Annotated in this window: 9 protein-coding genes; 6 read left to right on the forward strand and 3 right to left on the reverse strand. The window is 66.7% G+C overall.

All coding sequences use genetic code 11. The annotated features are described in order from the left end of the window. Window positions 1-117 precede the first annotated feature (117 nt). From ACWV14_RS31855 to ACWV14_RS31865, 3 genes are all read left to right on the forward strand, one after another. Entirely contained in the window at window positions 118-2,466 is a 2,349-nt protein-coding gene (locus ACWV14_RS31855) for an NADP-dependent malic enzyme (protein ID WP_454905932.1), read from the forward strand. A 181-nt stretch (window positions 2,467-2,647) separates the two neighbouring features. Continuing rightward, window positions 2,648-3,061, forward strand: coding sequence for a ribonuclease domain-containing protein (locus ACWV14_RS31860; protein WP_422084294.1), 414 nt, complete (start codon window positions 2,648-2,650; stop codon window positions 3,059-3,061). A gap of 50 nt (window positions 3,062-3,111) precedes the next feature. Beyond that, a complete protein-coding gene (locus tag ACWV14_RS31865; RefSeq protein ID WP_086011111.1) occupies window positions 3,112-3,537 on the forward strand; it encodes a barstar family protein in 426 nt (141 codons plus the stop codon). A gap of 282 nt (window positions 3,538-3,819) precedes the next feature. On the opposite strand, the gene rsmA is transcribed toward ACWV14_RS31865, so the two are convergent. From rsmA to ACWV14_RS31880, 3 genes are read right to left on the reverse strand one after another with little or no spacing between them, the layout of a single operon-like run. After that, on the reverse strand, window positions 3,820-4,584 hold the full coding sequence (rsmA, locus tag ACWV14_RS31870; RefSeq protein WP_454905934.1) for a 16S rRNA (adenine(1518)-N(6)/adenine(1519)-N(6))-dimethyltransferase RsmA: 765 nt from the start codon (window positions 4,582-4,584) through the stop codon (window positions 3,820-3,822). A gap of 4 nt (window positions 4,585-4,588) precedes the next feature. After that, entirely contained in the window at window positions 4,589-5,986 is a 1,398-nt protein-coding gene (locus tag ACWV14_RS31875; RefSeq protein WP_454905936.1) for a peptidylprolyl isomerase, read from the reverse strand. 20 nt (window positions 5,987-6,006) lie between these two features. After that, a complete protein-coding gene (locus tag ACWV14_RS31880; protein WP_454905938.1) occupies window positions 6,007-8,601 on the reverse strand; it encodes an LPS-assembly protein LptD in 2,595 nt (864 codons plus the stop codon). Window positions 8,602-8,838: 237 nt separating this feature from the next. Between ACWV14_RS31880 and ACWV14_RS31885 the strand changes: the two genes are divergently transcribed. The 3 genes from ACWV14_RS31885 (at window position 8,839) to ACWV14_RS31895 (ending at window position 12,263) form a co-directional block, all read left to right on the forward strand. Continuing rightward, window positions 8,839-10,017, forward strand: coding sequence for an aminoglycoside phosphotransferase family protein (locus ACWV14_RS31885; RefSeq protein ID WP_454905940.1), 1,179 nt, complete (start codon window positions 8,839-8,841; stop codon window positions 10,015-10,017). Between the two features lie 69 nt (window positions 10,018-10,086). Continuing rightward, on the forward strand, window positions 10,087-10,809 hold the full coding sequence (locus ACWV14_RS31890) for a 16S rRNA (uracil(1498)-N(3))-methyltransferase (RefSeq protein ID WP_454905942.1): 723 nt from the start codon (window positions 10,087-10,089) through the stop codon (window positions 10,807-10,809). A 98-nt stretch (window positions 10,810-10,907) separates the two neighbouring features. Next, window positions 10,908-12,263: a M20/M25/M40 family metallo-hydrolase gene (locus ACWV14_RS31895; RefSeq protein ID WP_454905944.1), complete on the forward strand. Its 1,356-nt coding sequence runs from the start codon at window positions 10,908-10,910 to the stop codon at window positions 12,261-12,263. The last annotated feature ends 65 nt before the right edge of the window (window positions 12,264-12,328 follow it).

Raw genomic sequence — 12,328 nt, forward strand, 5'->3', positions numbered from 1 at the left:
GACCGCGCAGCCGTGCCTTTGGTCATGGGCCCCACCGGCCATGCGGCGTATGGCGTCAATGGAGCGAGGTCTACAATCGGCGCCCCCAGAAGAAGCGCCACCAGGAGCTACAGGCACATGTCCGATTCGACCCCTTCGACCTCATCGACTCCCACGCCCGAAGACAAACGCGCCGAGCTGCGCCGTGCCGCCCTCGAGTACCACGAGTTTCCCGTCCCCGGCAAGATCGCCATCGCGGCGACCAAGCAGATGGTCAACCAGCGCGACCTGTCGCTGGCCTACTCGCCAGGCGTGGCGGCGCCCTGCGAGGAAATCGTCAAGGACCCGGCCAACGCCTTCAAGTACACCTCCCGCGGCAACCTCGTGGCCGTCATCAGCAACGGCACCGCCGTGCTGGGCCTGGGCGACATCGGCCCGCTGGCGTCCAAGCCGGTGATGGAAGGCAAGGGCGTTCTCTTCAAGAAGTTCGCGGGCGTCGACGTTTTCGACATCGAAATCGACGAAAAGGATCCGGCCAAGCTGGTGGACATCATCGCGTCGCTGGAGCCGACCTTCGGCGCCATCAACCTGGAAGACATCAAGGCACCGGACTGCTTCTACGTGGAGCGCGAGCTGCGCAAGCGCATGAAGATCCCGGTGTTCCACGACGACCAGCACGGCACGGCCATCACCGTGGCGGCGGCCATGGTCAACGGCCTGAAGGTGGCGGGCAAGAACATCGCCGACGTGAAGCTGGTGACCTCGGGCGCGGGCGCCGCGGCGCTGGCCTGCCTGAACCTGCTGCTCAAGGTCGGCCTGAAGCGCGAGAACGTGTTCGTGACCGACCTGGCCGGCGTGGTCTATGAAGGCCGTACCGAGCTGATGGACGACGACAAGCGCCAATACATGCAGAAAACCGACGCGCGCAAGCTCGCCGAGGTGATCGAGGGTGCCGACGTGTTCCTCGGCCTGTCGGCCGGCGGCGTGCTCAAGCCCGCGATGGTCGCCAAGATGGCGCCGCGCCCGGTGATCTTCGCGCTGGCGAACCCGAACCCCGAGATCTCGCCCGAAGACGCTCATGCGGTGCGCGACGACGTGATCATGGCCACCGGCCGTACCGACTACCCGAACCAGGTCAACAACGTCCTGTGCTTCCCGTACATCTTCCGCGGCGCACTCGATTCGGGCGCGACCACGATCACCGACGAGATGGAAATCGCCGCGGTGCACGCCATTGCGGACCTGGCGCAGGCTGAGCAGAGCGAGCGCGTTGCTGCTGCCTACGTCGGTGAAAAGCTGTCATTCGGCCCCGAATACCTGATTCCGAAGCCGTTCGACCCGCGCCTGATGATGAAGATCGCGCCCGCCGTGGCCAAGGCGGCGGAGGAAAGCGGCGTGGCCACCCGTCCGATCAAGGACATGGACGCCTACCGCGACAAGCTGCAGAGCTTCGTTTATGCCTCGGGCACCACGATGAAGCCGATCTTCGAAACCGCCCGCCGCGCGGCGAAGAAGCGCGTGGCCTACTGCGAAGGCGAGGAAGAGCGCGTGCTGCGCGCCGCGCAGATCGTGGTCGACGAAGGCATCGCCCGCCCGACACTGATCGGCCGCCCGGCCATCATCGCCCAGCGCATCGAGAAATTCGGCCTGCGGCTGAAGGAAGAGCTGGACTACGACATCGTCAACGTCGAGCAGGACCACCGCTACCGCGACTTCTGGCAGACCTACCACCGCATGACGGAGCGCAAGGGCCAGACGGTGCAGACCGCCAAGATTGAGATGCGCCGCCGCCTCACGCTGATCGGCGCGATGCTGCTGCACAAGGACGAGGTCGACGGCATGATCTGCGGCACCTGGGGCACCACGCTGATCCACCTGCACTACATCGACCAGGTGATCGGCAAGCGCCCCGGCGGCTGCGAAAGCACCCCGCAGGACGTGCCGGTGTATGCCTGCATGAACGGCCTGCTGCTGCCCGACCGCCAGGTGTTCCTGGTCGACACGCACGTCAACTACGACCCCTCGCCCGAGGAACTGGCCGAGATCACGACGATGGCGGCCGAGGAAATGATGCGCTTCGGCCTGAAGCCCAAGGCGGCGCTGCTGTCGCATTCCAATTTCGGCACCAGCAACGAGCCCAGCGCCATCAAGATGCGCAAGACGCTCGAACTGCTGCGCGTGCAGGCCCCCTGGCTCGAGGTGGACGGCGAAATGCACGGCGACGTGGCGCTGGACAGCAAGCAGCGCGCGGTCGTCATGCCGCACAGCGCGCTGGCGGGCGATGCCAACCTGTTGGTTTTCCCAAACATCGACGCGGCGAATATTTCGTACAACCTGCTCAAGACGGCGGCGGGCGGCAACATCGCGATCGGGCCGGTTCTGCTCGGCGCGGCCAAACCCGTGCACATTCTCACGGCCAGCGCGACTGTTCGCCGCATCGTGAACATGACAGCCTTGACAGTGGCTGACGCAAACGCCGAAAGATAGGCTGTTTGGCGAGAGTGGCCGCCAACTTAAAACGCCATTCGATGTCCCTGCGACTGCTCAAACTTTGGGCAGTCGCTTGCTATTTTCGCCAGCGTGGTGCACACTCGCGGGCTTGAATTTGCGGGTTAACCCCGAGGTTGATCGCCAATTCGAACCCCCCGCTCTTTTCTTGTGGTGCCCCATGGCGGCTTACGCCTCGATCACGTCCTCTGTCACAAAGTTTGCGCTCACCAGCCTGTTGCTGGCGGCGTTGACGACGGGGGCCGAGGCCCGCGGATGGTTCGGCGCAGGAAAAACGCCCGCCGAGGAAACGATTGCACTGTCCGAATTGCCGGTGCAAGGACAGCAGACCTATCAGGCAATCCTCAGCGGCGGCCCGTTTCGCCATGAAAAGGACGGCGTTGTATTTGGCAATCGCGAACGCCTCCTGCCAGCGGCACGCCGCGGCCACTACCGCGAGTACACGGTGCAGACGCCCGGCGCGCGCAATCGTGGTGCACGGCGGATCGTCTGCGGCGGTGAACAGCGTACGGCGCCCGAAGCCTGCTGGTACACGGCGGACCACTATGCGAGTTTCAGACGGATTGCACCATGAGCGATGAAAACGACCTGAGCGGCGCACCAAAGCGCCCCGAAGAAATGATGATGACTATGGAAAGACCAGCGGAGATGACCTTATCCCTTCGTGCCGTACGCCCGAACATCGTGCAATCGATCCGCGCGTTCCGCGTGAACGACCTGCAGGACGCTGCCAACGCAGCCGGCCAGCACTTCTTGTATGCGAACCTGGGCAACGCCCAGACCAAGCAGGACGTGCTCGACCTGATCGCACAGCAGTTCACGTTCCCGGCCCACTTCGGGAAGAACTTCGACGCGCTGTACGACTGCATGACCGACCCGTTGCATAAATCGGGCCCGCAGCCAGGTTTCGTCATCGTGCTGGAGCAGATTCCGGCCAACGCCAAGTTCGACAAGGAAGCGCGCGAGCAACTGCTCGACATCTTCCGCGATGCCTCGGACTACTGGGGCGACCGCAAGGTCCCGTTCCGCTGCTTCTATTCTTTTCTGTAGCCCGTTCTGCATCCACCAGCCAAGCAGAACGGGCGAACGAGGCTCAGCCGAACGCTGAAACCCTCGATGGCATCGACGTCAACAACACCACCGCAACCGCAGCGGCCGCCGCCAGCACCGAGCCGGCCGGCGAAAAAATGCCGACCGACAAACTGGTCGACGTTTCGCCTCTTGCCCTACGCATGAGCAGCCCCTTCAATGCGGGTTACTGGCTCGCCGCCGCTTGAACACAAGCGACAGCGCATCGCCCTAATTGAAAAAAGCCCGCTGAGCGGGCTTTTTTCATGGGGCAACGGCCTGGGCCAGGGCGACGTATTCGTCGACAGGCACTTCCTCGGCCCGCCGCTGGACATCGAATTCGCCTTCGAAGCCGTGTTCCTGCAGCCACTTGCCGAGCGTGTGGCGCAGCAGCTTGCGGCGCTGGCTGAAGGCCACCTGCACGATCTCGCCCAGCCGCGCGGCATCGACCGCCGGCGGCGTGGCCAGCGGCACCATCCGCACCACGGCGCTGTCCACGCGCGGCGGTGGATCGAAGCTCTCGGGCGGCACGAACAACACGTTTTCCATCTTGTAGCGCCACTGCAGCATCACGCTCAGGCGGCTGTAGTCCGATGTGGCGGGCTTCGCCACCATGCGGTCGATCACTTCCTTCTGCAGCATGAAGTGCTGGTCGGCCACCAGGTGGGCATAGCCCAGCAGGTGGAAAAGGATGGGCGTGGAGATGTTGTAGGGCAGGTTGCCGACCACGCGCAGGGGCTTGGCCGGAAACCGCTCGGCCAGCGCCGCGAAGTCGACCTTCAGCACGTCGGACTCGATCACCTCGAGCTGGGCGTGCTCGCGCAGGCGCTTGGCGAGGTCCCGGTCGAGCTCGATCACCGTCAGGCGGCCCAGCCGCTCGACCAGCGGCTGCGTCAGCGCGGCAAGCCCCGGTCCGATCTCGACCATGGCATCGCCGGGCTGCGGCGCGATCTCGCGCACGATCGCATCGATGATTCCCCCGTCGGACAGGAAATGCTGTCCGAACCGCTTCCTGGCGATATGTGCCATCAGATCAGGACTGCGGCGGATCGCGGTATTCGACGTAGGCGCGGGCGCGCACTTCCTGCACCCAGGTGGTGAAGGCTTCTTCGACACGCTTTTCGCGCAGCGCGGCACGCGCGGCTTCGCGCTGCTCGGACTGGCTCAGCTTGGCGTCGCGGCGGCCTTCCACCTGGATCAGGTGCACGCCAAAGCGCGACACCACCGGATCGCTGATCTCGCCCGGGGCGAGGCGGTCCATGGCTTCCTCGAACTCGGGCACGAACTGGCCGGGGCGCGACCAGCCGAGTTCGCCGCCGTCCTTGGCGCTGGCGTCCTGCGAGTTGTCGCGGGCCAGCCCGGCGAAGTCGGCCGTGCCGGCTTGCACCCGGCGCTTGAATTCGGCCAGCTGCGCGACCGCCTGCGCCGTGGTGCGCTTGGGATCGTTGAGCAGCAGGATGTGGCGCACCTGCGTCTGGGTCACGGTCGCGTCGCCCGAGCCGATCTGGGCCTTGGCGAGCACCTTGAGCACATGGAAGCCGGCGCTCGAGCGCACCGGCCCGGCAATGCCGTTCACCGCCGTCGATTGCGTGGCGTCGACGAACAGCGACGGATAGCGGTCGGCGCTGCGCATGCCGATGGCGCCGCCGTTGGCGCGGTCGGGCGCATCGGAGTTCTCGCGCACCAGCTTGGCGAAGTCTTCGCCGGCGCGGGCGCGCTGGGCGATGTCCTGCGCCTTCTTCTGGGCCGCGGCCACCTGGGCGTCGGTGGCGGTCTCGGGCACGGCGACGAGCACCTGCGCGAGGTTCAGGTTCTGCAGCGCCACGTTCTTGACGGCGACGTTGCGCTGGTCGATCAGGTATTCGTCGGCCTCGGCATCGCTGACCTTGACCTTCGACTCGACTTCGCGGTCGCGCAGACGCGTGAGCAGCAGCTGGTCGCGCAGGTCGCGGCGGAACTGCGCCTGCGTGAGGCCTTCGGCGATCACGCGGCGGCGCAGCTCGGTCAGGCTGATTTCGTTCTGGCGCGCCACCGTCTGCTCGGCCTGGTCGATCGCCACTTCGTCGACCTTGATGCCGTTTTCCTTGGCCAGCTGCAACTGGGCGCGCTCGGAGATCAGGCGGTCGAGCACGAGCCGCGTGAGTTCGTTGCGCGGCACGCGTTCGGCGTCCGGATTTTCCTTGATGAGGCGATCCACCCGCGTCAGCACTTCGGTGTTGGTGATCGGCTCCGAATTGACCAGCGCGACGATGAATTCGGCCGCGCGCTGCACCGGTGCGGTGGTGGGCGCCGCGGGGCGGGCCGCCGGCGGGCCCAGGCGCGGGCCGGCGCGCATGATGTCCGTGATGCCGGAGTGGAAGCCTTGCGCGCCTGCCGCTGCGGCCATTGCTGCAAGGCAGCCCAGGGTGATGATGGAACGGATGTGTTTCATGGCGTGCTCAGTCAGTCGTCTCAGTCGTAGTTGGTGAAGCGGCTCGGCGCTTCGCCAGGTTGGCGCAGGGGTTCATAGCGCTGGATGTTCTGCCGCAGCGCCTGCATCGGGCTCGACCCGATGCTGGAGAAGCCGACAAATTCGAGCTGGAACATGATGCGGGTGTTCGCCGTCACCAGGCCGGTCGTGGTGCGCTGGAGCACCACGCGTCCGATCCAGCAGCAGCCGTCGTACTCGAAGCCGAGCACGCCGTCGGTGACCTTCTTGCCGTCCAGGTCGTAGTTGAGGCGGCCGACCGCATACCAGCGTCCGCCGCCCTGGCCCTTGCCGGGGCCCAGGTTCTTGCCCTTGTCGCCCCACAGGTCGTTGATCGGCCACTGCCAGCCCACGTCGAACGACTTGCTGCCGTCGGTTGCGGTGGGCGTGGTCGGCGCCTGGTAGCGGAAGGCGGCACTGAGGTTGTGATACGGCTCGGGGTTGTACCGGGCGCTGATGGCGGAGCGCTCGGACTTGCGCGTGTCGGGGTTGTACTGGACGAGGGTGTCCACGCTCCACTTCGGCGTCCAGTTGATCTGGCCGCCGATCAGCAGGTCGCTCGCGCGGCCGGTCACGGGAGTGCCACCGGGCAGCACCACGTTCTGGTCGCTGAAGCGAAGGCGCTGCGCGATGCCGAAGCGCGCCGCTTCGACGCCGGTGGCCGGATCGATCAGGCGGGAGGTCACGCCGAGCGTGAGCGCATTGGTGTCCGAGATCCGGTCGCCGCCGGAGAACGCGTTCTCGGTGTAGATGGTCGCGAAGCTGAAGTCGTTGGCCGCCGAATCGTAGTTCGGCAGCATGTTCTGATTGCGGTACGGCGTGTAGACGTAGTAGGCGCGCGGCTCCAGCGTCTGGCGGAAGGCGCGGCCGAAGTAGCTGGCGTCGCGCTCGAAGATCAGGCCGCTGTCGAGGCTGAAGGTCGGCACCGTCCGGGTGCTGGAGGTCGGGTAGAAATACAGCGAGTTCGGGTTGTAGGGAATGCCGCCCACGTACTGCGTGCCGTTGACGGTGAGCTTCGGAATGTCAGCCTGCGGCAGGTAGTAGTTGTAGGTGGCCGCATTCAGCATCAGCTTCGGAATGACGAAGGAGTTCGGCGTGATGAACGGCCGGCTGATGGATGCAACGGCCATCGCACGGTCGCCATCGGGCTGCGACTGCTGGTTGAAGTCGTAGCCCGGCTGGCCGTTCAGGATCGTGTTGACCCGGAAATGCGTGTAGTCGAGGTTGAGCGAGACGTCGAAGCCGTGCCAGTCGTACTTGTTGTAGTTGGCGGTGATCTGCGGCATCCGGTCGTAGGCCGGCGTGATCGGCGACAGGTTGTACTGCAGGTTCTGGTACTGCAGCGCGCGGATGCCGCCGCTCCAGTCGCCCTTGGCCCAGTTGAGCGAGGCGTCGTTCGGCAACTGGCGCTGCGCGAGCGACGGCGTGCGCGTGAAGTCGCGCCAGTAGTCGTTGTCGCTCACGCGGTTGATGCTGATGTTGGCCGACAGCGAATCGAGGCCGAGCGCCTTGGCGTCGAAGTCCTGGTGGTGGGTGGCCCACAGGCCCCAGCGCCTGGTGCTGCCCGGTCCGTTGCCGAGCGTCAGGGCCTGGGGCTGGATCTGCCCGCTCATCAGTTGCTGCAGCTGGGTGCTGCGCAGTTCGTTGTAGCGCTGGCCCACCAGCCGGTCGCTGCCCATGAAGTCGAGGCGGACGGTGCCCTTGTAGTCCTTCTCGAGGTAGCGGAATTCGTTGCTGAAATCGACGCCGCGCTTGCTCATGATCGTCGGCGTGATCGTCGCGTCGCGGTTGGGTGCGATGTTCCAGTAGTACGGCTGCGAGATCTCGATGCCGTTGGTGTTGTCGATGCCGACGGTCGGCGGCAGCAGGCCGCTCTTGCGCTCGCTGGACAGCGGAAAGCTCACACTGGGAATGGGCGGCGTGGTGATGCCCATGAAGCTCAGGCGCGCGTTCTTGGCGACGCCCTCGTTCTCCTCGGTGTCGGTGGTCAGCGTGGTCGCGGTCAGCAGCCAGGCCGGCATCCAGCCGGGGAAGTCTTCGCGGCGGCAGGTGGTGTAGGTGGCCTGGCGGGCCACCGACACGTTGGCGTCGACGAAGTCGATGCGCTGCGCCTCGCCGTGCGCTTCGTTCGCAAGGAACTGGTAGCGCACGTTGTTGAAGAAGCCCTCGAAGGTCTCGAGCTTGAGCTGCAGCTCCGGCCCTTCATACACGTTGCCGCCCTGGTTGACCCGCACGTTGCCGGTGGCCTTGGCGAGGTCGTTGGGCTGGTAGTACTCGAGGCGGTCGGCGGTGATGCCGAGCGCGCCGCGCCGCAGGGCGGCGTTGCCCTCGACCACGGTTTCCAGGTCGGGGCGGCCGGAAATGCGGTCGCCGGTGACCAGGCTGGGCAGCTGGCCACGCTCGGTGGGCGGGATGACTTCCGTCAGCAACGGCGTACGCTTCAGCGTGAGCGGCCCGTCGAGGCTGGGGGCCTGCTGGGCGGAAGCGCCCTGCGCCTGGAACAGCGCCAGGGACAACACGGCCAGCGGCAGCGGCGGGCTGGCGCGCCGCGGGCGCGGCAAGGTAGTGCGTCGGCGCATCACGCCTCCCGCCCGGCCGTTCCGAGGAAAGCCCGCGACTCTCCGGGGGAGGGCAGCGAGCGCACAAGGTGCCAAGCGTGAGGGCTTTGGGTCGTAGGCATCGGTTCGGAACGAAGAATCGTCGGGGGAGACGGCGCGGCAGGCCGGCGGGTTGCAGGGGCCGGCAGCAACCCGTATCGGCCGGAAGCCGGCCGAGCGGGATTGCCGCGCCAGGCGGATTTGTAGAATCGATTATCCATGACAGCACCCCTGACCCCGGCCCCATTGGCCCCAAGTCCCGCCGAGCCCATTCTCTGGACGGATCCGAAACGGGCCGAAGTATTCAAGGGCTGGCTGCACGGCATCGTCCCCGCCCACCGCCTGTTGCCGGACACGGTCCGGCTGGCCTCGGTGGACGCGAGCTTCCGCCGCTACTTCCGCATCGACACCACCGATCCGGCCGCGCCCACGCGCATCGTGATGGATGCCCCGCCGGACAAGGAAAACAGCGACCCCTTCGTGCAGGTGGCGCAGTTGATGGCAGAGGCCGGCGTGCTGGCCCCCACGGTGCTCGAATGGGACCGGCCCCACGGCTTCCTGCTGCTCGACGACCTGGGCCGCCAGACCATGCTGGACGTGCTCGACCCCGCCCGCCCCGACGCGAGCCGCCCTCTCTACGACGAGGCGATCGACGCCCTCATCCGCTGGCAGCTGGCCTCGAAACCCGGCGTGCTGCCGCCCTATGACCGGGCGCTGCTGGAGCGCGAACTCGCCCTGTTCCCCGAGTGGTACATCGGCCGCCACCGCGGCATCGCCGTCGAGGGCAAGCTCAAGGAGCGCCTGGAGCGCAGCTTCAAGCTGATCGTCGACAGCAATCTCGCGTCGCCCAGCGTCTACGTGCACCGCGACTTCATGCCGCGCAACCTCATGGTGAATGTGGCCCCCACGCTCGGCACTGGCGTGTCCTCGCTGCCCCCCGAGGGGGCGCTCGCCGCCTCGGGGCGGCCCGGCGGCGGCTCGGGCACGGCACTCGGCGTGCTCGACTTCCAGGATGCGGTCTACGGCCCCATCACCTACGACATCGCCAGCCTGATGCGCGATGCCTTCCTGAGCTGGGACGAGGAGTTCGTGCTCGACATCACCGTCCGCTACTGGGTCGCCGCGCGCAAGGCCGGCCTGCCGGTCGACGAAGACTTCGGCGCCTTCTACCGGGCCGTCGAATGGATGGGGCTGCAGCGCCACCTGAAGGTGGCCGGCATCTTCGCGCGCATCACGCTGCGCGACGGCAAGCCCCGCTACCTGGCGGACACGCCGCGCTTCATCGCCTACATCCGCGCCACCGCCGGCCGCTACATGGAACTGACGCCGCTGGTGCGGGTGATCGACGAAATCGAGGGCACTTCGGCCATCACCGGCTTCGCCTACGGCCGTGTCTGAAGGAAAACTGAAAAAGCACCACTCTGTGACGCCCGTACAACGGTCGTTCGCAGCTATCGATTTCATAGCATGCCGCGTTTTCACTGTTCCGTGCCGCTGACCGCCGGCACCAGCCTGGCGCTGCCGGCGGGCGCCGCGCGCCATGTGCAGGTGCTGCGGATGCAGCCCGGCGACGCGCTCACGCTGTTCGACGGCGCGGGCGGCGAGTACGCGGCCACCGTCGAGCGCATGGGCCGCAGCGACGTCGCGGTGACGGTCGGCGCCCACCAGCCGGTGGAGCGGGAAGCATCGCGCGCCGTGCACCTCGCGGTCGGCATGCCGGCCAACGAGCGCATGGACTGGCTGGTCGAGAAGGCCACCGAGCTGGGCGTGTCGAGCATCCAGCCGCTGGCCACCGCCCACGGCGTGCTGCGCCTGTCGGGCGAGCGCGCCGAAAAGAAGCGCGCGCACTGGGAGGCCATCGCCGTCGCCGCCTGCGAGCAGTGCGGTCGCAACCGCGTGCCTGTGATCCATCCGGTGCAGAGCTTTTCAGCCTGGATCGGCGCGCAACAGCAGCAGGACGCCGATACCGCCGAGCGCCTCGTGCTGAGCCTCGCCGAAGGCACTCGCGGAATCGCCTCCGTGCAGGCCGACACCGGCCGGGGCGTCCTGGTGCTCAGCGGCCCCGAAGGCGGCCTGAGCGGTGCCGAAGAGCAGGAGGCCATCGCCCGGGGCTTCGCGCCCATCACCCTCGGTTCGCGCGTGCTGCGCGCCGAGACGGCGGCGCTCGCCGCATTGGTGTCGCTCGCCTGACTTCAGGTCGGTTGAAGCGGTGTTTTCCGCGAGGCGAACGCGGAGCACTTGAGAAACAATCGTTACTTCTTTAAGACAAAAGAAGGACATTTGCTTCCATGCCTCGCCCGTCCCGCGCGCTGCTTTTCGCCTTTCCAGTGCTTGCCGCCCTTTGTGCGGCGCAGGGCGCCCAGGCCCAGAATCCGCCCGCTGTGCAGGCGCAGGTGGTCGTCGGTCCCGAGGTCGACAAAGCCTATGCGCAGCTGATGGCCTCGCCCCGCATCCAGAAGCTGATGGAGTCGGTGAAGGCCGACCATGAGCGCTCGATCGAGGACCTGAAGGCGCTCACCGAAATCGAAGCCCCGCCCTTCAAGGAGCAGAAGCGCGCCGAAGCCTTCCTGGCCCGCATGAAGGCGCTGGGCCTGACCCAGGCAAGGATCGACGCCGAAGGCAACGTGGTCGGCCTGCGCAAGGGCACGGGCAACGGGCCGAAGCTGCTGATTTCGGCCCACCTCGACACGGTGTTCCCCGCCGGCACCGACGTGAAGGTGAAGGAGCACGAAGGCCGCCTCCACGCCCCCGGCATCGCGGACGACACGCGTGGCCTGGCCGTGCTTCTGTCGTGGCTCAAGGTACTGAACGACAACAAGATCCAGACCGTGGGCGACCTCATGTTCGTCGCCAACGTCGGCGAGGAAGAACTGGGCAACCTGCGCGGCATGAAGGCGATCTTCCGCGACCACCTCGACATCGACGGCATGGTGGGGCTGGAGCCTTCGGGGCCGGGCAGTGTGCTGATACTGGGCACCGCGAGCCACCGCTGGGAAGTCACGTTCCAGGGCCCGGGCGGCCACAGCTTCGGCGCGTTCGGCCAGGTGCCCAGCGCCATCCACGGCATGGGGCGCGCCATCGCCAAGATCGCCGACGTGCGCACGCCGAGCTTCCCCAAGACCACCTTCACGGTCGGCACGGTCGGCGGCGGCACCTCGGTCAACACCATCGCGCCCGACGCGCGCATGGCCATCGACATTCGCTCGGACGACATGGCCTCATTGCTGGAGACCGAGAAGAAGATCCTCGCGGCTGTCGACGAAGCCGTGGTGGAAGAAAACCGGCGCTGGAACGTGAGCACGCTGAGCGCAAGCGTCAAGCTCATCGGCGATCGCCCCGGCGGTCGCACGCCGCCCGACTCGGTCATCGTCGAGGCCGCGGTGCGCTCGAACGCGGCCTTCGGCCACAAGACGCTGCTGCGCGGCGGCAGCACCGACGCCAACGTGCCGATCTCGCTGGGCGTCCCGGCCATCATCGTCGGCGGGGGCGGCAGGGCGTCGGGATTCCATTCGCTGAGCGAGTCCATTGACATGACAGATGCATGGAAAGGCGCGCAGAATTCGCTCGCCACCGTGCTCGGGCTGGTGGGCGTGCAGGGTGTCAGCGCCCCGCTGCTGCCCAAACGGGCGGTGCGTACCAAGTAATTTGTCACGCTGCCAGTTCGAAAGTGGAAGTGCAACTTTCAGCTTAGGGTCCGCGGCATTTAACA

The sequence above is a fragment of the Variovorax durovernensis genome (genome assembly GCF_977011995.1).